Source organism: Mesorhizobium sp. M0983 (assembly GCF_040318975.1).
In the GTDB taxonomy this organism is placed as follows: Bacteria; Pseudomonadota; Alphaproteobacteria; order Rhizobiales; family Rhizobiaceae; genus Mesorhizobium.
In genome coordinates, this window is the sequence record NZ_JAMYNH010000001.1 from 216,935 (window position 1) to 241,118 (window position 24,184).

23 protein-coding genes and 2 pseudogenes are annotated in these 24,184 nt (G+C 63.8%); 18 read left to right on the top strand and 7 right to left on the bottom strand.

Annotation, left to right across the window (positions count from 1 at the left end; translation table 11 throughout):
- The first annotated feature begins 5 nt into the window (after positions 1 to 5).
- On the top strand, positions 6 to 350 hold the full coding sequence (locus NKH71_RS01225; protein ID WP_348633244.1) for a hypothetical protein: 345 nt from the start codon (positions 6 to 8) through the stop codon (positions 348 to 350).
- 31 nt (positions 351 to 381) lie between these two features.
- Here the strand turns inward: NKH71_RS01225 and NKH71_RS01230 are convergent, their stop codons facing one another.
- Positions 382 to 1,254: a 50S ribosomal protein L11 methyltransferase gene (locus NKH71_RS01230; protein WP_023721180.1), complete on the bottom strand. Its 873-nt coding sequence runs from the start codon at positions 1,252 to 1,254 to the stop codon at positions 382 to 384.
- Between the two features lie 11 nt (positions 1,255 to 1,265).
- On the bottom strand, positions 1,266 to 1,844 hold the full coding sequence (locus NKH71_RS01235) for an SCO family protein (RefSeq protein ID WP_023721179.1): 579 nt from the start codon (positions 1,842 to 1,844) through the stop codon (positions 1,266 to 1,268).
- A 207-nt stretch (positions 1,845 to 2,051) separates the two neighbouring features.
- Between NKH71_RS01235 and NKH71_RS01240 the strand changes: the two genes are divergently transcribed.
- The 3 genes from NKH71_RS01240 (at position 2,052) to NKH71_RS01250 (ending at position 3,797) form a co-directional block, all read left to right on the top strand.
- Complete coding sequence (locus NKH71_RS01240) at positions 2,052 to 2,540, top strand: CreA family protein (protein WP_023721178.1); 489 nt, start codon at positions 2,052 to 2,054, stop codon at positions 2,538 to 2,540.
- Between the two features lie 96 nt (positions 2,541 to 2,636).
- Positions 2,637 to 3,278, top strand: coding sequence for a DapH/DapD/GlmU-related protein (locus NKH71_RS01245; protein WP_023721177.1), 642 nt, complete (start codon positions 2,637 to 2,639; stop codon positions 3,276 to 3,278).
- 87 nt (positions 3,279 to 3,365) lie between these two features.
- Positions 3,366 to 3,797: a low affinity iron permease family protein gene (locus NKH71_RS01250; protein ID WP_031194582.1), complete on the top strand. Its 432-nt coding sequence runs from the start codon at positions 3,366 to 3,368 to the stop codon at positions 3,795 to 3,797.
- A 40-nt stretch (positions 3,798 to 3,837) separates the two neighbouring features.
- Here the strand turns inward: NKH71_RS01250 and NKH71_RS01255 are convergent, their stop codons facing one another.
- The gene (locus NKH71_RS01255) at positions 3,838 to 4,701 is read right to left on the bottom strand and encodes an SDR family NAD(P)-dependent oxidoreductase (RefSeq protein WP_352481527.1); all 864 of its coding nucleotides are present in this window, start codon (positions 4,699 to 4,701) and stop codon (positions 3,838 to 3,840) included.
- Positions 4,702 to 4,830: 129 nt separating this feature from the next.
- Here NKH71_RS01255 and NKH71_RS01260 point away from each other — a divergent pair, with 129 nt between their 5' ends.
- Complete coding sequence (locus NKH71_RS01260; RefSeq protein ID WP_023721174.1) at positions 4,831 to 5,112, top strand: hypothetical protein; 282 nt, start codon at positions 4,831 to 4,833, stop codon at positions 5,110 to 5,112.
- A 122-nt stretch (positions 5,113 to 5,234) separates the two neighbouring features.
- On the opposite strand, the gene NKH71_RS01265 is transcribed toward NKH71_RS01260, so the two are convergent.
- A complete protein-coding gene (locus NKH71_RS01265) occupies positions 5,235 to 5,810 on the bottom strand; it encodes a TMEM175 family protein (protein WP_023721173.1) in 576 nt (191 codons plus the stop codon).
- A gap of 175 nt (positions 5,811 to 5,985) precedes the next feature.
- On the opposite strand from NKH71_RS01265, the gene NKH71_RS01270 reads away from it, so the two are divergent.
- Positions 5,986 to 7,173: an MFS transporter gene (locus tag NKH71_RS01270; RefSeq protein WP_031194580.1), complete on the top strand. Its 1,188-nt coding sequence runs from the start codon at positions 5,986 to 5,988 to the stop codon at positions 7,171 to 7,173.
- A 9-nt stretch (positions 7,174 to 7,182) separates the two neighbouring features.
- Here the strand turns inward: NKH71_RS01270 and NKH71_RS01275 are convergent, their stop codons facing one another.
- A complete protein-coding gene (locus tag NKH71_RS01275) occupies positions 7,183 to 8,655 on the bottom strand; it encodes an MATE family efflux transporter (protein ID WP_352639763.1) in 1,473 nt (490 codons plus the stop codon).
- Between the two features lie 199 nt (positions 8,656 to 8,854).
- Here NKH71_RS01275 and NKH71_RS01280 point away from each other — a divergent pair.
- Positions 8,855 to 9,642 (top strand): annotated as a pseudogene (locus NKH71_RS01280) (L,D-transpeptidase).
- Between the two features lie 147 nt (positions 9,643 to 9,789).
- Here NKH71_RS01280 and NKH71_RS01285 read toward each other — a convergent pair.
- Positions 9,790 to 11,267, bottom strand: a pseudogene (locus NKH71_RS01285) (esterase-like activity of phytase family protein).
- Positions 11,268 to 11,513: 246 nt separating this feature from the next.
- On the opposite strand from NKH71_RS01285, the gene NKH71_RS01290 reads away from it, so the two are divergent.
- From NKH71_RS01290 to NKH71_RS01315, 6 genes are read left to right on the top strand one after another with little or no spacing between them, the layout of a single operon-like run.
- Positions 11,514 to 12,503, top strand: coding sequence for a TIM barrel protein (locus tag NKH71_RS01290; protein WP_352788528.1), 990 nt, complete (start codon positions 11,514 to 11,516; stop codon positions 12,501 to 12,503).
- A 41-nt stretch (positions 12,504 to 12,544) separates the two neighbouring features.
- Complete coding sequence (locus tag NKH71_RS01295; RefSeq protein ID WP_352495132.1) at positions 12,545 to 13,603, top strand: sugar ABC transporter substrate-binding protein; 1,059 nt, start codon at positions 12,545 to 12,547, stop codon at positions 13,601 to 13,603.
- A 57-nt stretch (positions 13,604 to 13,660) separates the two neighbouring features.
- The gene (locus NKH71_RS01300; protein ID WP_352894173.1) at positions 13,661 to 15,187 is read left to right on the top strand and encodes a sugar ABC transporter ATP-binding protein; all 1,527 of its coding nucleotides are present in this window, start codon (positions 13,661 to 13,663) and stop codon (positions 15,185 to 15,187) included.
- 16 nt (positions 15,188 to 15,203) lie between these two features.
- Complete coding sequence (locus NKH71_RS01305; protein WP_352788524.1) at positions 15,204 to 16,181, top strand: ABC transporter permease; 978 nt, start codon at positions 15,204 to 15,206, stop codon at positions 16,179 to 16,181.
- Entirely contained in the window at positions 16,178 to 17,053 is an 876-nt protein-coding gene (locus NKH71_RS01310; protein ID WP_023721163.1) for a MurR/RpiR family transcriptional regulator, read from the top strand. The genes NKH71_RS01305 and NKH71_RS01310 overlap by 4 nt, the downstream gene beginning before the upstream one ends.
- A gap of 30 nt (positions 17,054 to 17,083) precedes the next feature.
- Positions 17,084 to 18,001 carry a ribokinase gene (locus NKH71_RS01315; protein ID WP_352788522.1) on the top strand — a complete coding sequence of 306 codons (918 nt, stop codon included), beginning with the start codon at positions 17,084 to 17,086 and terminating at the stop codon, positions 17,999 to 18,001.
- Positions 18,002 to 18,010: 9 nt separating this feature from the next.
- On the opposite strand, the gene NKH71_RS01320 is transcribed toward NKH71_RS01315, so the two are convergent.
- The gene (locus tag NKH71_RS01320; protein ID WP_352589918.1) at positions 18,011 to 19,036 is read right to left on the bottom strand and encodes a LacI family DNA-binding transcriptional regulator; all 1,026 of its coding nucleotides are present in this window, start codon (positions 19,034 to 19,036) and stop codon (positions 18,011 to 18,013) included.
- Between the two features lie 196 nt (positions 19,037 to 19,232).
- On the opposite strand from NKH71_RS01320, the gene NKH71_RS01325 reads away from it, so the two are divergent.
- From NKH71_RS01325 to NKH71_RS01345, 5 genes are all read left to right on the top strand, one after another.
- Positions 19,233 to 20,267, top strand: coding sequence for a Gfo/Idh/MocA family protein (locus NKH71_RS01325; protein WP_352495136.1), 1,035 nt, complete (start codon positions 19,233 to 19,235; stop codon positions 20,265 to 20,267).
- Positions 20,267 to 21,172, top strand: a complete 906-nt coding sequence (locus tag NKH71_RS01330) for a sugar phosphate isomerase/epimerase family protein (protein WP_502898982.1) — start codon at positions 20,267 to 20,269, stop codon at positions 21,170 to 21,172. Before NKH71_RS01325 ends, NKH71_RS01330 begins: the two co-directional genes overlap by 1 nt.
- Positions 21,173 to 21,276: 104 nt before the next feature.
- Positions 21,277 to 22,284, top strand: coding sequence for a substrate-binding domain-containing protein (locus NKH71_RS01335; RefSeq protein ID WP_352482909.1), 1,008 nt, complete (start codon positions 21,277 to 21,279; stop codon positions 22,282 to 22,284).
- 65 nt (positions 22,285 to 22,349) lie between these two features.
- Complete coding sequence (locus NKH71_RS01340; RefSeq protein WP_352482911.1) at positions 22,350 to 23,141, top strand: ATP-binding cassette domain-containing protein; 792 nt, start codon at positions 22,350 to 22,352, stop codon at positions 23,139 to 23,141.
- A complete protein-coding gene (locus tag NKH71_RS01345) occupies positions 23,138 to 24,181 on the top strand; it encodes an ABC transporter permease (RefSeq protein ID WP_352482912.1) in 1,044 nt (347 codons plus the stop codon). The genes NKH71_RS01340 and NKH71_RS01345 overlap by 4 nt, the downstream gene beginning before the upstream one ends.
- The last annotated feature ends 3 nt before the right edge of the window (positions 24,182 to 24,184 follow it).

The window sequence follows — 24,184 nt, forward strand, 5'->3', positions numbered from 1 at the left end:
AGCGCATGACCTCGAAAATCGGAATCGATTTTCGGAACGATCATGCCTGGTCGCGACAGCCTCTTTTTGCGCATGGAGGCCATGCAGAATCGGCGATTTCAAAAAGCGTCAGCAAGGCTTACCTTCTTAACGTGGAGGAACGTGTCTTATTGCCTGCAAAGGAGACCATCATGTCCACGATTTCAGCCAGACGCGGATTTTTCAGAAGCGCTGTGAACGCGCTGATCGAAGCTCGCCAGCGCGAAGCGAGCCGGTATGTGAGCGGCGTTTTGCTTGGCTTTGATGACGAAACGCTGAAAGCTCACGGCTACGATCGCGAAGAGCTGAAGAAAGCGGCGAACTCTCGCTAGGTCCGGGCGGATGCGTTGAAGGCGCGGCGCCTCAGCGCTTGAGATGGATCGTCACCCAGCCTTCGCGGTGCAAGGTGCGGACGTGCCGGAATTTCTGGCCGACATAGGCCGCGATCACCGCGTCGCGCTGGCGCTCGAGAATGCCTGACAAAACGATCGAGCCACCGCGCGCGATATGCCCGGCCATTTGCGGCGCCAGCCGCATCAGCGGCCGCGCCAATATATTGGCAATTATCAGGTCGAAGGGCGCACGCGCGGCAAAGATCGGATGATGAAAACCGGGTGCAGCCACCGTTTCAATGAGCGCCTTGACATGGTTCAGCCGCGCATTGGCGGCGGCCACCTTGACGGCGACCGGGTCGATGTCGGTCGCCAGCACTGGAATATGAGCGAGCTTGGCCACCGCGATGGCGAGCACCGCGCTGCCGGTGCCAAGGTCGAGCGCGTTGCGCGGATGCTCGCGCTCTATGACCTGCTCCAGCATTTCGAGGCAGCCGGCGGTGGTGCCGTGATGGCCGGTGCCGAAGGCAAGGCCGGCCTCGATCTCGATGGCGAGCTCACCGCTGTGGCGCTTCCTGCGGTCATGCGCGCCATGGACGAAGAAGCGCCCGGCCCGCACCGGCTTCAACCCCTCCAGCGAGCGCGCCACCCAGTCGATGTCGGGCAGCGCTTCGCGCTCTATCGATTTCGACAGCGACAGTCCGGCAAGGATGTCCCTAAGCCGCGCCTCGACCGCATCGACGTTGTCGTCCGCATAGAGCGATACTTCGTGGATGTCGCGGTCCTCGTCGACCTCGAGCACCGCAACCGGCAGGCCCTCATCGTCGAACGCCGCACCGAGCGCCGCGAAGATGCGATCAGCCTCGATCTTGCCCGCGGTGAAATACAAACGCGTCTGCGTCATTACCGGATATGTCAACCTTCCGCCACCAGCCGTTTGAGCTTGGCGATGGCGGCGTCCGGGCTTTCGCCATAGGCAATGGTGCCGGCGAAATCGCCCTTGGCATTGAGCAGCAGCACCGAAGCGGTGTGGTCCATCGTGTAGTCGCCGTCGTTCGTGTCGACTTTCTTCCAGTAGATACCGAAGGACTTGGCCATGGCGTGGACCTTGTCGGGATCGCCGGTGATGCCGAGGATGCGATCGGAGAAATTGCTGACATAGGTGTTCATGATTTCGGGCGTGTCGCGCTCCGGGTCGACCGTAACGAAATAGGCGCGCAGGTTCTTGCCGTCGTCGCCCATCGTCTTCAGCCAGCCGGCCAACTCGAAAAGCGTGGTCGGGCAGACTTCCGGACAATGCGTGAAGCCGAAGAAGACGACGCTGGGGTGGCCGCGAAAGGCGGCTTCGGTGACCGGCGCGCCCTTCTGGTCGACCAGCGTAAACGGCGCTCCGAACGGCTCGCCGCCATAATGTCCGCGGTACCAGTCGAAGGTGAGCCAGCCGATGCCTGCGGCCATCAAGAGCAGAATGCCGACCAGAATTGAACGCATCATCAGTGAAAGTCCGTCGTGATTTCCATCGGCCGCCATATTGGCGCCGTGAAGGCCCTGGCTTGGCGAACACTCTTAGCGGTTCGGTCGCGCCGACGCAAAGATGTCGCGTTGCCGCAACCGGCAATCCAGTGGGAAGGCGATCTGCTTGCAAAGCGCTGCCGTTCGTCCCACCTGAGGTCGGCAAAATTCGAACCGCAGGAGGCCTCTTTGCGAAAATTGATTGGCGGCGCGTTGGCCGCATGCCTGGTCATTGGTGCCGGCGCGGCCGTCGCCGAGGAAGTCGGCAAGGTCGGCGTCGATTGGCTCGGCAACGACATCATCGTCGAGGCGATCAAGGATCCGAAGGTCGAGGGCGTGACCTGCCACGTCTCCTATTTCGACCGTGGCATGATCGACCGCCTGCAGAAAGGCAACTGGTTCGAGGACCCGTCCGATTCTTCGATCTCCTGCCGCCAGACCGGGCCGATCACCATTGGCGATATCGACATGAGCGAGGCCGGCGAGGAGGTGTTCAAGCAAGGCATCAGCCTGATCTGGAAAAAGCAGGTGGTGAACCGGATCTACGACAAGGCCAACGAGACGCTGATCTACCTCTCGCATTCGCGCCAAGTGCAGGATGGCTCGGCAAAAATGTCGGTCACCACCGTGCCGCTCTACGGCCAGAACGTGGTGTGGACCAGCGGCAAGCCGAAATAGAGACTGAAGGTGCTACAGGGTCCTTGGCGCATCCAAACGGATGCGCGGCGCTGCACTCGGCTTGCGAGACTATGCGTGCCGGCGTAAAGCGCGCGCATGGACCGTCCCGAACACCTTGTCCTGAAAGATCCCGAGCCGCGCATCCATCCGACGGCGGAGCTGAAGGCTTGCAAGCTTGGACGCTATGCGTCGATCGGCGAGCGGGTCATCCTGCGCGAGGTGGTGGTCGGCGACTTCTCCTACTTCGAGCGCCACGCCGAGGCGATCTACACGACGATCGGCAAGTTCTGCTCGATCGCCGCCAACAGCCGCATCAATGCGCTGGAGCATCCGGTCGAGCGGCTGACGCAACACAAGATCAGCTACCGGCCCAACGAGTACTTCCGCTGGCTGGGTGTCGATCAGGCGTTCCGCGACCGGCGGCGGGCGAAAGCCGTCAGCATTGGCCATGATGTCTGGATCGGCCATGGCGCGGTGATCATGCCTGGCATAGTGATCGGCAATGGCGCGATCGTCGGTGCCAACGCGGTGGTGACGCGCGACGTGCCGGCCTATGCAATCGTCGCCGGCGTCCCGGCCAAGCCATTGTACCAGCGCTTCAGCGCGGAAACTGCGGCACGGATCGAACGTCTTGCCTGGTGGGACTGGCCGGTCGAGAAACTGGCCAGGGCAGTCCCCGACATGCAGGCCTTGCCTATCGAGGCTTTCCTCGACCGCTGGGAAAACGACGCCGCCTGATCGTTGCGAGCGCGGCGCGTGCGCTGTTTGACCGTGAATTCCTCCTCGCAGGGAACTCGAAGCAGTTGCCGATTGTTTCTCCCTGCCATGATCGAAAAGCTGTTCACCAGGATCGCCAACCATATCGCCCATCTTGCCGGTCTGCCGCCGACGTTTGCCGTCTGTTTCCTGATCATTGTGGTCTGGGCGGCAAGCGGTCCGGTCTTCGGCTTTTCCGACACGTGGCAGCTCGTCATCAATACCGGCACCACGATCGTCACCTTCCTGATGGTGTTTCTCATCCAGAACACCCAGAACCGCGACAGTGCAGCGATCCAGGCCAAGCTCGACGAGTTGATCCGCGTCAGCAAAGCCAAGAATACCTTTATCGGCATCGAGCACCTGACCGAATCCGAAGTCGAGGAAATCCGGGCCAAATGTGAACGCGCGGCGAAGCGGCACGACGAACAGGTTGCCGACATGGCCGCACCCAAAGCCGTGGCCAAGAAGCGCAACGCGAAGAAGCACGCTTCGGCGTGAGGGAGCCTGTTGTCCGGGTTCCTGCGCGACGTTCGCCGGATCATTTCATGAATGCTGCAAAGGCTTCCTTGTAGTCCGGGTGCCAGCGCGACAGGGCAGGGCGGTTCTCGATGATGTCGCCAATCGCCCAAGCCATGCGCTTTTCGTCCATGGACCGGGTCGCCTCGTTATCGGGACACAGGATGTAGAAATCGCCACGCAGCACCGAGGCCAGCATGAAGTCGATGACCTGCTCGCCGGTCCAGGCGCCGGCCGGCTTTTCGGTCGCACCTTCGGTCAGGCCGGTAAAGGTAAACCCGGGAATGAGCAAATGCGCCGCGACATTGGCGCCGGGCTCGTTGCGCAGCGCGTGTGCAAGGCCCTCGGTATAGGTCTTCACGCCAGCCTTGGAGACGTTGTAGGCGAGGTTGCCGGGCGGCGTGGTGATGCCTTGCTTGGAGCCGGTGTTGACGATCAGACCCGGCTTTCCCGCCGCCAGCATGCGCTGCGCAAAGGCCTCGACGCCATGGATGACACCCCAGAAATTGATGTCCAGCAACTGCTTCCAGGCCTCGCGGTTCTCCCAGGGCTTGCCGGGGTTGTTGCCGACGCCGGCATTGTTCATCAGCAGCGAGACGTCGCCGAAGGCGCCGAATGTCCGTTCGGCCAGTCGGTCGAGCTCGTCGGCTTTCGAGACGTCAGTTGCAACGGCAAGCACGGCGCTCTCGCCGGCGATGGCGGCGACGGCGTGTCGGGCCTCATCGAGGCGTGCGCCGCCGATGTCGGCCAGCACGATCTTCATGCCCATCGCCGCTAGTCGTTTGGCCGCGGCAAGGCCGATGCCGCTGGCCGCGCCGGTGATGACGGCGACATTACCGGAGGCAAGTGCGGGCAGGGCGGTCTGGATCTCGGCGTTGGTGGTCATGATTTTCTCCTGTTCTGGCCGCGGCGAACTTAGCGCGGAACGAGGCTCGCGCAAGCCGATGCCGGTATCTTCGGGTTGACCGCGTCGGCGGGCGCTGCGCATGCTGATATCGAAAAAGGAGACTGACGATTGACCGACTGGATCGAGATCCTGAAAGAACAGACCGCAACCGGCGACCAGATGAGCCGCGAAGTGCCGCAAATGCTTGCCAATCCCGACATCAGCGAAGCGCAAGTGAAAACGCTTTTTTCGGCGCTCGAAAAACAGGCGGAGTTCGTCGAAAAGCTGCGTATGGCGCTGGAAAAGTTCGGCCATGATTTTTCAGTGATCAAGGCGGCCGAGCGGCTGGAGGAGCGCTACGCCGACCTTGCCGCCTCGGTAGCGGAAAAGCTGAAGGAAATGCGAGGCTAGAGCCTGTTCCATCCCGATAAAATTCGGGATGGGCTCTATCTTCTCGTTGGACCATGATCTTTTCCGAAAACCGGCATCCACTTTTCGCTGACGCGGTCCTTCGGTTCGGGATCATGGTCTGTCTATTTCTCGATTAGCCGCTCGAAGCGCCTGTCCGGCACTAACCAGATCAGCGCTACCAGGACATAGATCGAGACACCGATCCAGTGATTGACGAAGGTCAGTGCGACGGCGGCGATATAGAGGGCCAGCGAGATCTTTCCCTTGAGGTCATTGCCCAATGCCCTGGCGAAAAGGGTTTCGCTGCTGTGCAGTCGATGCAGGGCCATGGTGAGGATGTTGAAGCCGATGGCGCAGAGCGCCAGGTCGACGCCATAGACGGCGACCGGCACGGGCGCGAAATGGTTCTCACCCATGAAGGCTGTCGTCGCCGGCATCAGCGATAGCCAGAACAGCAGGTTGAGGTTCGCCCACAGCACGCGGCCGTCAACCCGCTGCACGGTATGGAACATGTTGTGCAAATTGTTCCAGTAGATGCCGACATTGATAAAGGACAGCACATAGCTGAGGAATATCGGCCAGAGTGGTGCCAGCGCGGAAAAATCCTCGCCATGCGGCACCTTCAATTCCAGCACCATGATGGTGATGATGATGGCGACCACGCCATCGGTGAATGCCTCGACCCGTCCTTTGCCCATGAATCTCCCCTGACAATCCGCTGAGGTTAAAAGAGGATCTCGCTCAGCGCCATCGGCAAAGCTGCCAAACTTGTCAGGAGCAAGTCGGGAAGGGGGAACGGCTGACGCGAAAAAGGCGTTTGGTGTCAGATCCCGAACAGCAAAAGGTCGAAAAATGACAGCTCACGCTCAAGTCATGACGCGCGATCACGAACTCGGCGGCAGCGCCGCAGCGGCTGCCGTGGCTGCCATGATCGCGGCTCTTTTCGCCGGCAGCACGGCGCTGACGCCGCTTTACATCATCTACAAGCAGGTCTTCGGCTTCTCGCAGATCACTTTGACGCTGGTCTACGCCGTCTATGTCATCGGCAATCTGGCAGCGCTGCTGATGTTGGGCCGTGTGTCCGATGTTATCGGGCGCCGTCCGATGGCATTGGCCGGGATGGCGGTGGCCGTCGTCAGCGCGGTGTTTTTCCTGTTCGCAGAAAATGTCGCGTGGCTCGACATCGCCCGGATTTTGAGCGGATTGGGAATTGGCGTCGGCGCCGGGACTGGGACGGCCTGGCTCGCCGAATTGCTCTCGGCCAACGACAAGTCACAGGCGGCGACGATTGCCACCAGCACCAATTTTCTCGGCCTCGGCATTGGTGCGCTGGGGGCCGGGTTGCTCGCAGAATACGCACCTTGGCCGCTCAGGCTGATATTCGTCGTCCACCTGGCGATGCTAGCGATCGTAACCCTGCTGATCTGGCGTACGCAGGAAACCGTTTCGCGGCCGGGAAAACTGGCTGACGTCTCGATGCGGCCGCGGCTTTCCGTGCCTGATGACATCCGCGCAAATTTCGTTGCGCCGGCGGTGACCGGCTTTGGCGCGATGGCGCTCGTCGGCTTTTATGCGGCACTCGCGCCGAGCATCCTGGCGCAGCAACTGCAGGTAGCCAACCATGCGGTAGCCGGCGCTCTGTTCTTTGAATTGTCGATCGTGGCGGCCGTCACCATTGTGGCGACGACGCGTCTTTCGAGCCGGGCCGCGATGTTTGCGGCACTTGCGCTGATGATCCCCAGCGTCGCACTGATCGTTGCGGCGCAGGTCTTCGCCTCGATGGCCATCATGGTCGCCGCAAGTGCTCTGTGTGGCGTGTCGGCAGCGCTCGGCTATCGCGGCGGCTTGCAAGTGGTGAACGAGATCGCGCCGGCGGACCGGCGCGCCGAAGTGGTCTCGGCCTTCTTCATCTGCTGTTTTTGCGGCAACGCGCTGCCGGTCATCGGCATCGGCATCCTGTCGACCGTGGCAAGCGCGACCGTGGCGAGCCTGGCCTTTGCCGGCATGATTGTCGTCTTTTCCCTGGTGGCGCTCGGGTTTGGCGCGAAATACGCGCGCTGAGCCGGCCTTTCAGCCGTTCGGCGTCTCGGGCGAAAGATGCGCGCGCTGGCGCGGCACGCCGAGGCCGGTATCCGGCGGTTCGCCGGCAGCCGGCCGGCTCTCGATCATGTGCACGCTGCGCCAACGGCCGAAGCGATAATAGGCCGTGGCCAGCACGAGCGAGGTTATCGAGCCGGCCGGAAAGCTCCACCACAACGCTTCCTCACCGATCGCACTTCGAAAGAAATAGGCGAAGCTGGTGCGCACCAGAAGTACCGAGATCACCAGGATGATCAGCGGCGGCATCACCGCGCCCGTGGCACGCACAGTGGCGAAGAGCACGATGGTGATGCCGAACAGGATGAAGGACCAGGATGCGACCTTGTTGATGTGAGTGGCGATGTCGATCGCTGCACTGTCGCTGCTGAGGAAGAGGCTGAGCACCGCGCGATCGAATACGAACAGCAGCGCGACAAGCACGCCGGTAAGCACAAGGTTGAAGCCGACGCCGGACGCGGCGATGCGGCCGATCCGGTCCCAGCGCCCGGCGCCGACATTTTGCGCCGCCATGGACGAGACCGCGGCGCCGATGGCGAGCGCCGGCATCTGGATATAGGTCCAGAGCTGGGCGGCTATGCCGTAGGCAGCCGCGACCTGCGAGCCGTAGGCATTGACCATGCCCATCACAGTCAGCGCCGCGGACGAGACGACGATCATCTGCAGGCCCATCGGCACGCCCTTGAAGACGACAATGCGCAGCAGCGCCGGGTCCGGCCGCAGCAGAGCAAGATTGGCGCCGGCCAGCCGCAGCGGGTGCTTGCGCGCATAAAGCACGATCAGGATGGCAAGCACGCTTACCGTCTGGCCGATCAGCGTCGAGGTGGCCGAGCCGGCGATGCCGAGTTCGGGGAACGGGCCGATGCCGAGAATAAGCAACGGGTTCAAAATGACGTCGAGCACGACGGCCAGCGCCATGAATAGGAAAGGCGTGCGCGAATCGCCGGCGCCGCGCAGCACCGTCATGACGAAGGACAGCAGGTTCATCATCGGTACGGCGAGAAAAATGATACGCAGATAGGAGCGCGCCAGCGGCAACGCATCGGCCGGCGTGCCGAGCGCATTGAGGATTGTATCGACCCAGATCCAGCCGCAGACCGCGAACACCACCGAGACAAGGAAGAAGAAGGTGGCGCTGGTGCCGACGATGCGGCGGGCTTCGGGCAGATCGCGGGCGCCGACCGATTGCGCGACCAGGATGGTCGCCGCCATGCCGATGCCGAAGACGGTGCCGAGGATGAGAAACAGCACGAGGTTGGCATTGGACGTGGCGGTCAGCGCCGCTTCGCCGAGGAAACGACCGACCCAGACGGCATTGATTGAGCCGTTGAGCGACTGCAGAACATTGGAGCCGAGCACCGGCAGGGCGAACAGCAGCAATGTACGCGGGATAGGTCCACTGGTGAGGTCGCTGGTCCGCCGGCGTGCGGGCATCTTGTCGTCCATGGCAGGCAACTCGGCGAAGGCTTATCTTGAGTCCGGTCCGCAATGATTGCCGATTTAACGAGACAGGTCGACGCAGCGTTGCGAATTCCGCCTGGCGTGCCTTGATCCAATCATGTTCTCAAAGCTTCCGGAATCGTATATTGATCCTGCACGCGTGGGGCCGCATCTTTCCTGGATCTCATGGGCAAGCCGGGGGTTCATGTCCGATATTCCGCTGTTTTTTGAGCGCCTGAACCGGCGTGCGTTTCTTGGTGCATCCGCTTTGGGCGCGGCCTCCGTGGCTCTTTCGGGTGCACCACGACGGACGTAGCGGCGCCGCCAGTGACCGCGGCGCCAAGCGATCCGGCTTTCGGCGATGCCGCAAGTATGTATGCGGCGCGCGTCGACGAGGGCTATCAACTGCCGGCAATCCCGGTAGCCAAGGTCGATCCGAAATTCGTGCGCCAAATCGTGTCCGATCCGACCGGAGAAAAACCCGGCACGATCGTCGTCGATACCTCCGAGCACTTCCTCTATCTGGTGCGCGACGGCGGCAAGGCAATTCGCTATGGCGTCAGCCTCGGCAAGGCCGGTTTCGGATGGACCGGCAGCGCTGTGGTTCAGGCGAGGAAGAAGTGGCCGGTCTGGACGCCGCCGCCAGAGATGATCCAGCGCCGGCCGGAACTGGCGAAATACAAGGACGGCATGCCGCCCGGCCCGCACAGCCCGCTGGGCGCACGCGCGCTATATCTCTTCCGCGACGGCAAGGACACGATGTACCGGCTGCACGGCACGCCGGAGTGGGATTCCATCGGGAAGAACGCTTCCTCCGGCTGTGTGCGCTTCATGAATCAGGACATTATCGACCTCTACAGCCGCGTCGACGGCGTCGCGCCGGTCTTCGTGCGCCCGAACCTGTCGGCCGCCGGGAAGATCGCCGCCGTGTCGGACAGGACGGCCGAGCCGATCGATGCGGGCGTGCCAAAGGACGCGGAGATGTTGAGGTAAGTGCCTTCGACGGATCGTCAGTCTTAGGTTTTGCAAACCCACTAGAACACAATCCTTGTGCCGGCGAGCCGCAACTGAAGGGCCCGACCGTTCGATCGTGCCAGGCAGGCGGACGCGTTCGGCGCGTCCGCCTGCCTGGGGGTGTCGCTACTTCCCGGCGAGGCCTGGAAGCGTGACCTGATAGACCAGGAACATCGTGTCGACATCGGCGCCATCTTCGGCCTTGTAGGCCGCGCCGACCTGGAAGCCGTCCTGGGTGAGAAAGTCATTGTCGTTGGCGACGAACAGGAAATAGTCGTCGGGCCGTGTTGGATCGAGGACGCTCACCACCGACATCGCCTCCCACTTCTCCGAAAGGTTGTTGCGGTCATTGGGCGCGCCATTGTGCAGCCCGAAGCGGCCGAGCTCGGTCTTGTCGTTGATGTCGATGAACGGCGTCAGCTTGGCCGGCGTCACCGAGGGATCGAGCTCACCTTTGGGCGCAACCGGCTTGTCCTTGTCGAACTCGGTGCCGGCGATGTCGGTTGCCGCCGACACATCGACGACGCTGATCTCGCGATAGAGCGAGGTGTCGCCCTTCACCCCTGGCCGTTGCCGCTGTCGCGCGCCAGCATCAGGAAGGTCTTGTCCGACAGAGCCACGATTTCGCTCTGCGCGGCAATCTTGGTCTTGCCCTTGGCATCGGTGAACACCGGCAGCGGCACAACATATTCATGCGCAAGCTTGAGTTGGGCCGGATCCGAGGCATCGTAGACCAGCGCGCGCGTGTTCTGGCGCGTCGAAGCGGAATCGCCGCCATCCTGCCTGGGGGCCGATTGCAGCACCGCGATCAGGAACTTGCCGTCGGGCGTCAGTGCCATGCCTTCGAGGCCCTGGTTGTTCTGGCGGCCGGTTTCGGGATCCTTCGGATCTGGGTCTGCCGCGCCAGGTCCCGGATTGTTGGACGCGAAGTTCGGCGTTCCATGACGCATCGGGACAAGCGCCGCCGGTGGCTGCGTTGCCGACATCAGACGCCCATCGGCGGAGAAGTGGTAGATGTTCGGACCATATTCGTCCGAGATGAACATGGTGCCGTCGGGCAGCCGCACGATCGCCTCGTTATCGAGCGCGAGCTTGCCGTTGGCTTCGGGCAGGATCGGCATGTCGTCGGTCGCTGCGCGCACGCCGTTGAGCGGATCTAGGCCGGTTGCATCGATGCCCTTGTCGTCGGTCAAAAGCATGGTGTCGGCTAGCGTTGCCTTGAGGCCCGACTGTTCCTGGCCGGCGGCTGGCACTGCACCCGGCGCGATCGGGGCGAACTCGAGGGCGATCGTGTTGAGGCGCGGACGGTAATCGGTGGTGCCGACGACATTGTAGCCGCGGTCCGGCAGCAGCCATAGCGAGCCCTTGTAGCCATCGGCGCCATGCGTCCAGCCGGCAGCGTCAATCGCCATGCCCGAGCCGGAGCCAAATGTCTCGCCGAACCTGTCTTTCTGGCTGGCCGGGATGCGGCCGACGCCGACCAGGCCCTTGTTGACGAAGTTGGCGCCGCCGACGGTCGCGGCGTTTTCTGCCAAGGCCGGACTCAAGGCGGTGAACATCGCGAGCGCGACAGCGAGGGGCGCGGTTCGGTGCAGGTTTTTCATGGATATCCTCTTTGAGACAAAGCTGCCGGGATCTGAAAAGCGCCGCGTCGCATCGAGAATGCCGCGAAAGCCTTCGGAGAAGCGATCTAGGACGCGAACATGATACTTGCGTGACAGTGCTGCGCTTGCCTGGCCTCGTGTGGTCGCAACTGGCCTGTGCATGGCGAATCGTTGCTATCGAAAGAGCAATTAACAACTTTACAAATAACCATTCTTGGGTGAAGTTATGACAATGAAAGGTCACCGATGACAGTCTGTCGTTTCGCCACCCGCCTCAATTCCTTTGCCTCGCGGCCACAGGCCGAGTGGCCTGATCTTGTTGGTAAACCGTCCATGCTGCAAATGGCGGCGCGTGCGGCGAAGGTTGCGGAATTGACCGATCTCGACCTCAACTTCCCCGATCATGTCGATGAAAAACCTGCGGAAATGGCGCGCAAACTCAGCGATCTCGGGCTTTCCATCAATGGCTTCGCCATGCGCTACTACTCTAATCCGGCCTTCAAGCTCGGCGCCTTCACCAATCCGGATCCTTCCGTTCGCCGCGAGGCCATCGACCTGACCAAGGCCGGCATCGACGCCGCGCGCGAGGCCGGCGCCAGCCTGATGACATTGTGGCTCGGGCAGGATGGCTTCGACTACGCCTTCCAGGCTGACTACGCAACACTCTGGCAGCACGAAATCGATGGCATTCGTGAAGTAGCGGCGCATGATCCGGGCTGCCAGATCAGCCTTGAATACAAACCCAACGAGCCGCGCTCCTACAGCCTGATGCCCGATGCCGCGACGACCTTGCTGGCGATCCGCGAGATCGGCCTGCCCAATCTCGGCGTGACGCTCGATTTCGCCCATGTGCTCTATGCCGACGAGCAGCCGGCTTTCGCCGCCGCCCTCGTGGCACGGCACAGCAAGCTGCTCGGCGTGCACCTCAACGATGGCTACGCCAAGCGCGACGACGGCTTGATGGTCGGTGCCGTGCACACGCTGCAGACGATCGAGCTGCTCAGGCAGATCCGCCGCGACGGCTATGCCGGGGCCATCTACTTCGACACGTTCCCCGACATGACCGGGCTCGATCCCGTCCACGAATGCGAAGTCAACATCGCCACCGTCAAGCGCATGCTGCGCGTCGTCGAGCGGCTGGAAAAGGACAACCGCCTGTCAGCCGCCGTCGATCGTCAGGACGCGGTCGCGTCGCAGGCCATCATCCAGGAAGCCATGCTCGGGCCGGACAGCTGAGGCCGGCGCCATCACCGTTTTTCAACAAGGGAGGAAAGACCATGAAATGTCTGCTCGTCACCGCTACTGCTGCCCTGATGACGCTGTCCATCGGCTCGGTGTTTTCCGCGGATCTCGCGCCGCTCAATTCCGACACCGAGAAGGATCGCATCGACTGGTCGCAGCTCGAGGCCAAGTTCGGGGCTTTCCCCAAGCTGCCCGAGGGCACCAAAGCGGGTGCGGTCTCCAAGACGCTGACCAACGAATACTGGCGCTCGCTGGGTGAGGGCTACAAGTCGTTCGGCGACCGCATCGGCGTGCCCGTCGTCTACCAGGCGGCGCAGAGCGAGGGCGACCAACTCGGCCAGCTCACCATCGCCGAAGGCCTGGTCACGCAAGGCTACAACGTGCTGCTCGTCTCGCCGCAGACCGACTCCAATTTGCAGCCGATCATGGAACAGGCCAAGGCCGCCAACGTGCCGGTGGTCAACGTCAACGACGCGGTCATCCCGCAGGCCGAGTACTATGTCGGCAATGTCCAGCGCGACAATGGCGTGCGCGTCGCCAAATGGTTCATCAAAAACCGGCCGGATGGCGGCAAGGTTGCCATCGTCGAAGGCCAGGCCGGCGTCTACGCCGCCGTCCAGCGCACCGACGGCTTCAAGAGCACGATCACTGAAGCCGGCAAGTTCGAGGTCGTCGCCAGCGTGCCGGGCAACTGGGATCGCCAGACCTCCTACGACGCGGCCACCAATATCCTGCAGCAGCACCCCGACCTGATCGGCTTCTATGCCAACAATGACGGCATGGCGCTGGGCATCGTCGAAGCAGTCAAGGCGGCCGGTCTGCAGGACAAGGTGGCTGTCTTCGGCACCGACGGGATTTCCGACGCTTATGCCTCGATCCGAGCCGGCGAGCTGACCGGTACCGTCGACAGCTTTCCGGTGCTGACCGGCGAGGTGGCGCTGGAATCGGCGCTGCGGCTGGTGGCCGGGCAGAAGCTGCCGCGTGTCGTTGCCACGCCGCAGGCGCTGATCACCAAGGACAATGCCGACCGTTACTCGGGCGGCGGCGACGCCGTGCGCAAAGCGCTGCTCGAGGACGCGGCAGCGGGCCAATAGAGCAGGGGCGGCGGGTGCCGGCCTTGGGTCGGCACCCTTGCCTGGAGAACTGAAGCAATGTCAGCGCGGCTGCAATTCGAGGGCATTTCCAAGGTGTTTCCGGCCGTGCGGGCGCTGAGCGATGTGTCCTTTTCGGTCGGCGCCGGCGAAATCCATGGTCTGCTTGGCGAGAACGGCGCCGGCAAGTCGACCCTGCTGCGCATCCTGTCGGGCGTCTACCGGCCGACGGCGGGAAGCGTGCTCATCGACGGCAGGCCGGTGACGCTGAACAACCCGGTCCAGGCGCGGGCCGCGGGCGTCGCGATGATCCATCAGGAATTACAGCAGGTGCCACGTCTCAGCGTTGCCCAGAACATGTTCCTGGGCCATCCGCTGACGCGCGGCGGCGTCTTCGTCGCACGGCGCGAGCAGGAGCGCCGCGCTGCGGAAGCCCTGGCCGCCATCGACCCGACCATCGATCCGGCAGCCCCGCTTGGCTCGCTGAAGGTGGCGCAGCGGCAAATCGTCGAGATTGCCCGGGCGCTGCTCGACCGCGCCAGGATCGTGGCGATGGACGAGCCGACATCGAGCCTCACGCCGAGCGAGTTCGAACGGCTGGCCGAAGTGATTGCGGGCCTGGCGCGCGACGGTGTCACGGTCGTCTATGTCTCGCACAAGCTGGATGAGGTGTTCGGCATCTGCCAGCGCGCCACCATCATGCGCGACGGTGTCGTGGTCGAAACCGTTGATCTCGCGCAGGTGTCGGAAAAGGCCGTCGTTTCGATGATGGTCGGCCGCGAACTTGCGCAGGAACAGCACCGCTCGCATGCTTCCAGCGAGATCAGGCTGAGCGTGCGTGGCCTGGCCTCGGCGACCAAGGTCCATGACGTTTCGTTCGACCTGCATCGCGGCGAGGTGCTGGGCATTGCCGGCCTGGTCGGCTCGGGCCGCACCGAGCTGCTGCGATTGCTGGCCGGCACCGACCGGGCGTCATCAGGCACAATGGAGATCGACGGCAAGGCGATAAAACTTTCCAGTCCGCGCGGCGGCATCGCCGCCGGCATCGGCCTTGTGCCGGAGGAGCGCAAGCGCGAAGGCATCGTGCCGTTGCGGTCGATCTCCAGCAACATGGCGCTGGCGTCGATGGGCGTGTTCGCGCCGCGCGGCGTCATCGACCACCGCCGGCTGAAGCGCGTGGCAGCCGAGAAGATGAAACGCGTCAATCTCAGACCGTTCCTGCTCGACCGGCCGATCCGCCTATTCAGCGGCGGCAACCAGCAGAAGGCGATCATCGGCCGCTGGCTGGCGGCGGGAACGCGGATCCTTCTGTTCGACGAGCCGACGCGCGGCATCGATGTCGGCGCCAAGGCGGAGATCTACCACCTGATCGAGGAGCTCGCCGCCGAAGGCCATTCGGCAATCGTCGTTTCGTCCGAGTTGCCCGAGGTGATCCGGCTCGCCGACCGGGTGCTGGTCATGCGCGACGGCACGGTCGCCGCCGAACTGGGCCGCGCAAGTCTCAGCGAACAGGCGATCGCCGCGCACGCCATACCCCAAACGGAGATTGAGGCCGGCAAGGCGCAAGGCCGTCGGGCCGGTGCATAACGGACAGGACCAGCGGATGACCGATATAACCCAACACACAGCAGCGCGCCCAAGCGCAGATTTCCTGCACCGGTTTCCGGTGCGCGACGCTGGCACGCTGATCGGCCTGGTGGTGATCCTCGCTGTCTTCGGGGCGCTGGTCCCCGGCTTCTTTGCCGAGCGCAATTTGATCAACATCCTGCAGCAGTCGAGCATCAATGCCTGCCTGGCGTTGGGCATGACGCTGGTCATCATCTCGGGCGGCATCGATCTGTCCGTCGGGCCGACGGCAGCTCTTTCGGCAGTCATCTCGGCCTCGATGCTGGTTGCCGGCGTGCCGTTTCCGCTGGCCATCGCCGCCGGCTTCGCCATCGGCCTTGCCTGCGGCCTGCTCAACGGCGTGCTGGTCGCCTATGTCGGGCTGCAGCCCTTCATCGTCACGCTGGGAACGCTCAGCACCTACCGGGCGCTGGCGCTGATCTATACCGGCGGCAATCCGGTGCTCGGCCTGCCTGCCGGCTTCCGTGCCATCTTCAATGGCTCGCTGTTCGGATTGCCGTTGGCGGTCATTATCGTGGCCGTGGTCGCGCTGATTGCCTGGATCATCCTCAAGAAGACGCCGTTCGGCGAATATCTGCTCGCCGTCGGCGGCAATGAGGAAGCGGCCTATATAGCCGGCGTGCCGATCGCCCGCACCAAGATCGCCGCGTATATGATCTCGGGCCTGCTGGCGGCGCTTGCCGCACAGATCCTGATCGGCCGGTTGGGTGCGGCCGAACCCATTCTCGGCAATCTCTGGGAGCTCGACGCCATAGCAGCGGCGGCGATCGGCGGTGCCTCGCTGATGGGCGGCAAGGGCAGCGTCGTCGGCACAATCCTGGGTGCCGTCATCCTTGGCAGCATGCGCAATGGCCTGACGCTGATGAACGTGCAGTCCTTCTATCAGCTCCTGGCAACTGGCCTTATAATCCTCGCCGCGATGCTTATCGATCGCGTGACGAGGGGACGTGGATGACATTGACCGGGCTGGATCTGAAAGCAGTAGGGCCGCGCATCCGCATGATGATGCCGCATCTGACGCCGCTCGAGGCGAAGGTGGTGGAAACCGTCTTCGGCAGGCGCGGCTTCGACGAGACTATCCCGCTCAAGCAGATCGCAGAGGAGGCCGGCGTCTCAGAGGCGATGGTGGTCAAAATCGCGAAGAAGCTGGGTTTTTCCGGCTATCGCGATTTCCGCACGGCGGTCTATGAATACAGCCGCCTGCCGACCGCCGAGATGCATCAGGAGCTGTCGGTGGACGACAGCTCGGCCGAAATCGTGCAGAAGGTGTTCCGCACCTCCATCCAGGCGCTGGAGGAGACGCTCGCCATCCTCGACATGGACGATTTCGACCGCGCCGCCGATCTGCTTTACCGCGCCAGGAACCGCGATTTCTACGGCGTCGGCGGTTCGGCGCAGATCGCACGCGACGTCTCGCACAAATTCCTTCGGATCGGCATCCGCACCTCTGTCTACGACGATTCGCACATGATGCTGATGTCGGCCTCGTTGCTCGGCGCCGACGACATCGCCGTCGGCTTTTCGCATTCCGGCAACACCAGCGCCGTCATCGACGCTATACAGCTTGCGCGCAAAAGCGGCGCACGCACGCTGGCCATCACCAACTACGATAACTCGCCATTGGCAGCCGTCGCCGACATCGTGCTCTGCTCGACCGCGCAAGGCTCGCCGTTGATGGGTGAGAACGCCGCGGCGCGCATTGCCCAGCTCAACATCCTCGACGCGCTGTTCGTCGCGGTGGCGCAACGCGACTACCAGGCGGCGGAGCGCAATCTCGGCCGCACCATGTCCGCGGTGACGTCGAAACGGAAAGACAAGAACTCATGAAAGGCAGCGGCTCGTGAAAGTCAGGGGCACATGACGGCTTCCCCGCCGCTGGTCACCGTATTCGGCAGCCTGCATTACGACATCATGGTCGAAGCCCCCGATCGCCCACGCAAGGGCGAAACGGTGACCGGTCATGCCTGGCATCCAAAATGCGGTGGCAAGGGCGGCAACCAGGCGGTATCGGCAGCGCGGGCCGGCGTGCGTGCGGCAATGATCGGAGCTGTCGGCGATGACGATTTCGGCCGCACGCTTCTCGACAATCTCGATCGCTGGGGCGTTGACCGGCGCTCCGTGCGGGAGGCTTCCGGCGCCGGCTCGGGCATGAGCGTAGCGATTTTCGACGACAGCGGCGACTATGGCGCGGTGATCGTCTCGGGCAGCAACCTCACTCTCAGCGAAAAGGACATTGCGGAGGCGGCCGAGCTGATCGCGCAAACGGCGGTGCTGCTGCTGCAAAACGAGGTGCCGGAAGCCGCCAATATCGCCGCGGCGCGGGCGGTGAAGGCGCAAGGCGGCCGCGTCCTCCTCAACGCCGCACCCGCCCGGAAACTGTCCGCCGAGCTGATCGCGCTCACCGACATCGTCATCGTCAACGCCATCGAGGCGGAATTCCTGGCCGGTGTTCCGGTCGTCGACACACTCGAGGCTGCTGCGAAGGCGGCCGGTATGCTCGTCGGCTCCTACCCGGCTGCCATCGTCACCGCCGGCGGGGAGGGGGTCGCCTATCGCGACCGCGACGGCCAGGCGTTCGCCTTGCCTGCGATGCCGGTGAAGGTCATCAGCACCCACGGTGCCGGCGACGAATTCGTCGGCGCCTTCGCGGCGGGGCTTGCGCGTGGGCAGCCTGTCGAGGCGGCACTTGCCGCCGCCAATGCCGCAGCGGCCTTGCTGGTCGCAACGCCGGAGCGCGAGCGCGGCCGGCTTGATCAATCTGAGCCTGCTCAGTGACCGCCGCGCTCAATCGCTATCGCGCGCGATAAGCTCCAGCGGCCAGACTTCGCGGATGATGCGAGCGCCTTCGGTGCCGGCGAAGGCCGGAATCGATGCCAGCAGCATTTCGGCCAGCCGCTCGCCCATCGGCTCCAGCGCCGGGCGGAAGCCGGTCAGCGCCGGCGAAAAATAGCGGCAGAGCGGCGTGTCGACGATGACGATCACCGCGATGTCGTGGCCGGGCTTGATTCCCGCCTCGGCCAGAGCCTTGCAGCCGCCAAGCGCCATCGCGTCGTTGTTGAAGATGATGGCGCTCGGCGGGTCCTTGGAGCGCATGACCTTCGGTGTCACCGCGTAGCCGCCGGCCTCGTTGATGAAGCCGTCGGCGATCAACTCGGGGTCGAATTCGATGCCGTGCCGCCGCAACGCCTTGCGATAGCCGGCGAGGAACAGATAGCCGAAATTGAGGTCGAGCGACGGGCGGATGGCGGCGATGCGCCGGTGGCCGCGCGCGACGAGACGATCGACGGCGTCAGCTCCGGCTTTTTCGAAGTCGAGGTCGAGCGAGGGGTAGGCATCGCCGCCGGAACGGCTGCGGCCGAGCGTCGCGAACGGGAAACCGGCCTGGGTCAAATAGTCGATGCGCTCGTCTTCGCGCCGCGTCCAGGCCAGCACCACGGCATCGGCCCGGCGGGTCTCGACGACACGGCGCAGGCGCTCCTGCTGATAGTCGCCTGGCGCGCCCATCACCACGATCAGGTCGAGCCCGCTTTCGGCGAGCTTGGCCTGCAGCCCGGTCAGGAATGGAATGAAGAACGGCTCGCCATACTCCTGGTCGCCCGGATGCGGCTGCAGCATGAAGGCGATCGAATGGGTGGCGCCGCGCCGCAGGCTGCGGCCGGACTGGTTCGGTGAATAGTTCAGTTTCTTGGCCGCATCGAGCACGCGCTGGCGTGTGTCGGCATTGACGTCGGCGCGACCGTTGAGCGCGCGCGACACCGTGCCGATCGAAATGTTCAGGTGACGCGCAAGGTCGTGAATGCTGGACGCCAAAGGACAGTTCTCCCCCTTGCTTGGCTAGCACCGGCTGCTCTCCGGGCCAAGCCGACACCACGATTTTTCGCAACCGGCCAATTGACATTCTACGCCATCGGGTGTGTTCTCGTAAACGTTTACGGAAAAACATTCACGGCCCTGCCGTGAATGCCGTGAAGATCGGTCTGGAGGGGCCGAGAGGGAGGAACACTGGATGATCAATGTCGTCCTGGTCGGCTGCGGAGCGATGAGCAAGGCCTGGCTCGATGCGGCCAGGCAGATCGACGGGCTCGCCATTGTAGGCCTGGTTGATATCGACGCCGAAAGGGCGCGGGCGAGGGCGCGCGAATACGAGCTTTCCGGCGCTGTCATCGGAACCGACCTCGACGCCGTGCTCGACCAGACCAGGCCCGACGCGGTATTCGACGTGGTGGTTCCCGCCGCCCGCCGCGAGGTCGCGTTTTCCGCCTTTGCCCATCATTGCCACCTCTTGACCGAAAAGCCGCTGGCCGACAGCCCGGGCAATGCGCGTGCCATTGTCGAGGCCGCCCGCAGCGCCGGGCGCATCCATGCCGTCGTGCAGAACCGCCGCTATGTCGCCAATGTCAGGCGCATCCGGCGCTTTCTCGCTTCCGGCGTCATTGGTGCTGCGACCAGCATCCACGCCGATTTCTTCGTTGCGCCGCATTTCGGCGGTTTTCGCGAAGAGATGCGCCATGTGCTGCTGCTCGACATGGCGATCCACACATTCGACGCGGCCCGCTACATGGTGGCCGGCGAACCGACCGGTGTCTATTGCCAGGAGTGGGAGCCGGCCAATTCCTGGTATCGGCAAGGGTCGTCGGCAACCGCAAGCTTCGACCTCGGCGGCGGCAAGCTGTTCACCTATGCCGGCAGCTGGTGCGCGGCCGGCTTCCGTACCAGTTGGGACAGTACATGGCGTATTGTCGCCGAGCGCGGCAGCATTGTCTGGGACGGCGAGGACGGGCTGAAGGCGGAAATCGTGCAGCCGGTCCGTGAAGGCCTGTTCCACCGCACCGAACCGATAGCCGTGCCGCCGCTCGACCCGGCCGATCGCGTCGGCGGCCATCTCGGCATCATCCAGGATTTCGTCCGCGCCGTCGAAACCGGCACCGAGCCGGAGACGCGCGGCGCCGACAACATCAAGAGCCTGGCCATGGTTTTCGCTGCGATCGAGAGCGCCGAGACCGGGCGCCGGGTCGCCATCGCTGCACAGGAAGGATCATGATGCCAAACCCGCTGCTCGACATCAGGATCGGCACAATGGTGCGGGCCAATCTCGACGACCCGGCCGCCTATGTCAGGCAGATCCTGCCGCTCGGCTTCGAGAGCATCCAGCCGTTCTTCTGGCAGACGCTGGGCGGCAAGGACATTCCACGGCTGGCGGGCGAGATCCGCGAGGCGATCGGCGATGCCGATGTCGTCATCTCGTCGATCGGGGTGTTCGGCAATCCGCTGGAGAGCGGTGAAGTTGATCGCGGCGTGCTCCAGGCGTGGGAAACGATCATCGACAACGCGCATCTATTCGGCACCAACATGGTCAGCGGCTTCACCGGCCGCATTCGCGGCAAGCCGCTGCCAGACAGCCTGCCGCGTTTCCGCGAGGTATGGGGGAAGTTGGCAAAACGGGCTGCCGACAAGGGCGTGCGCATCGCCTTCGAGAACTGCGCCATGGACGGCAACTGGGCCAGCGGCGACTGGAACATCGCCCACAATCCAGACGCCTGGGAGCTGATGTTCAACGAACTGCCGGACGACAATCTCGGCCTGGAGTGGGAGCCCTGCCACCAGCTGGTCTACCTGATCGACCCGATCCCGCAGATCCGCAAATGGGCGCCGCGCATCTTCCACGTCCACGGCAAGGACGCGACGGTGCGCTGGGACGTGATCCGCGAACATGGCGTGTTCGGTCGCCTGCCGTTCGTGCAGATGCGCACGCCGGGGTTCGGCGACAGCGACTGGACGCGAGTGATCAGCGAGCTGCGGCTGGCCGGCTACAAAGGCGCCATCGACATCGAGGGCTGGCACGACCCGGTCTATCGCGGCGATCTCGAGATCACCGGCCAGGCGCGTGCGCTGGATTATCTCCAACAATGCCGGGGAGGCGCGAGCTACCTGCCGAACCCGGTGTGAGAACTCGGCCGGCGGGAGGTGCCGGCCAGCGAAAGATTGCGGCGCGTTGCCGAAGCGATCGTCAAAACCCCTCGGCTAGCGAGGGAACAAAGGGAGGAACGTGCATGAGCATTACGATGAGAAGGACAGTTCTGCGCTCGACCGTCGCGGCGGCCGCGATGGCGTTCGCCGCCGCACTCTCGACCTTGCCGGCGCAGGCGCTCGATGCCCAGTGGTGCAAGGATGTCCATATCCGTTTCTTCGCCGGCGGGGCGGAGGGCGATGCGTTCGGCACCATCGTCTATAATGGCGCCAAGCAGGCGGCCGCCGATCTCGGGCCCAAGGTCGACTATATCTTCTCTGGGTGGGACGTGGAGAAGATGGTCCAGCAATTGCGCGAGGCTGTTGCGGTCAAGCCCCAAGGCATCGCCATGATGGGCCACCCGGGCGACGCCGCCATCATGCCGCTGGCCGAACAGGCGCACAAGGACGGCATCAAGATGATGTACCAGAACGTGCCGGTGCCGACGGTCACGGCGGCGTTCGGCGGCGGCTATGTCGGCGCCCAGCAGGAGCAGCAGGGCCGGGCGCTCGGCGCCGAGGCGTTCAAGCTGGCCGGGCTGAAGGCCGGCGACAAGGCGATCATGATCGGCCCGTTCGAGAACGAGAGCCGCGGCGCGCGCGAACGCGGCACGGTCGCCGCACTGAAAGAGGCCGGCATCGACGTCGTTCAAATCAATTCTCAAACCGAGTGGGCAGCCGATCCCAATCTGGCCATTCCGGTGATCACGGCAGCACTGCTCAACAATCCCGACGTCAAGGCGGTCGGCTATCCCGGCGGGCAGCTGCTAGGCAATGTGCCGACTTACATGCAGGCGGCGGGCAGGAAGCCGGGCGACATCTTCAACTTCGGCTTCGACACCAGCCCGCAGATCGTCGAGGGCTTCAAGGGCGGCTGGGTGCAGCTGACGGCCGACCAGCAGCCGTTCATGCAAGGCTACCTACCAATCCTCAGCCTCTGCCAGCAGGTGGTGTTGGGTCTGGCGCCGATGAATGTCGACACCGGCGCCGGCTTCGTCACGCCGCAGAATTATGAGATCGTTTCCGAACTCGCCAAGCAGGCGTTGCGCTGATCGCCCGATCTGCCGGCCGGGTTGAATCCCGGCCGGCGACGACCGACAAACAAGCGAGGACCGCCATGGCCGAACGCCTCATCGAACTGCGTGAAATCAGCAAGTCCTACGGCCAGGTCTATGCGCTTGGCGGCGTCAATCTCAGCGTCGACCGCGGCGAGGTCGTCGGCCTGATCGGCGACAACGGCGCCGGCAAATCGACGCTGATCAAGATCCTTTCCGGCGTGGTCAAGCCGACCAGCGGCGAAATCCTCATTCGCGGCAAACCGGTGACCGGGTGGAGTGCTGCGCGCTCGCGCGACGCCGGCATCGAAACGGTGTTCCAGGACCGGGCGCTCGCCGTGCAGCAGACGATCGTGCGCAACATCTTCATGGGCCGCGAGCTCACCGGCTGGCTTGGATGGCTGAAGGTCAACAAGGAGATCGCCGAGGCGAGCCGGCTGATGCGCGAGATCGGCTTCACCTCGAAGGTGTTCACGCCGCAGTCGATCGTCGGCCAGCTGTCGGGCGGCGAACGCCAGGGCGTGGCGATCGCCCGCGCCATCTACAAGCAGGCCGACCTGATCATCCTCGACGAGCCGACGACGGCGCTGTCGCTGACCGAAACCGCGAAGGTTTTTCATTTCGTGCGCCAGGTGCGGGCGAGCGGCCGGTCGATCCTGTTCATCGGCCACAACATCCACCACGTCTTCGATATCGCCGACCGCTTCGTGGTGCTCGACCGCGGCAAGGTCGCGCTCAGCGCCGACCGCAGCGAGGTCAAGTCGGCCGAAGACCTCATCAATTTCATGGAAGACGTGGCACATCCCGGCGGATTGCCGGGACTTCGCGACGCCGGGGAGCAGATAGCGCGATGAGCAAGACCATGGATCCCGATCTGCAGACCCCTCTAGGCAGCAGCGATGCCGCCCGAAAGGCATGGAAACACCCGTCCGATAACTGGCTGCGCGGCTTTGTCCTCGACAACCGCGCCGCACTCGGCACGCTTGCCGTGTTCATCGTGATGATGGCGGTGTTCATGATCGCCAATCCGACGGTCTTCACCAGCTGGTATCTCTATAGTTCCGTGCTGACCACGCTGCCTGTGGCGCTGTTCGTGGTGGTGCCGCTCGTCTTCGTCGTCACCTGTGGCGAGATCGACCTGTCGTTTCCGGCGACGATGGGCTTCGCCTCGTGGGTCTTCGCGCTGGTCGTGCAGGCCGGCTACGACCCGTTCGTCGGCATCGCCGCCGCAATCGTCACCGGCATGCTGCTCGGCTTCCTGGTCGGCTCGCTGGTCGTCTATGGCGGGCTGTCGTCGCTGATCGCCACGCTCGGCATGAATTTCCTGCTGCGCGGCCTGATCCAGATCATCAACGAGGGCAGGTCGACCGCGCTGACCGGCCTTGCCGACAGCTGGGCCTACAAGATCTTCTCCAGCCAGCTTTACGGCATCCCGGTGCAGATATTCTGGGCCATCGCCTTCGTCGTGCTGTCGGCGCTGCTCTACAACCGCCATCGCTTCGGTGCCCAGGTCAAGGTGGTCGGCGACAATCCCGACAGCGCCCAGCAGATGGGCATCGATGTCAAGCGCGTCAGGGTGAAAGTGTTCGTCTTCGTCGGTATCGGCGCGGCGATCGCCGGCACGTTCTCGGTAATGATCAACTTCACCTGGTGGCCGACGGCGGGCGACGGATACCTGCTGCCGGTGCTGGCATCGGTGTTCGTCGGAGGCACGCCGACCTGGGGCGGCATCGGCACCGTCGTCGGCGGCGCGATCGGCGCGGTTACGGTGTCCTTCATCCAGACCGGCGTCGTCGCGGCGGGACTGAGCGGCTTCTACGTCCAGTTCTTCAACGGGCTGATCATCATCCTGTCGCTGCTCGGCCATAAGTGGAACCAAGCGCGGTATCGGTGACCG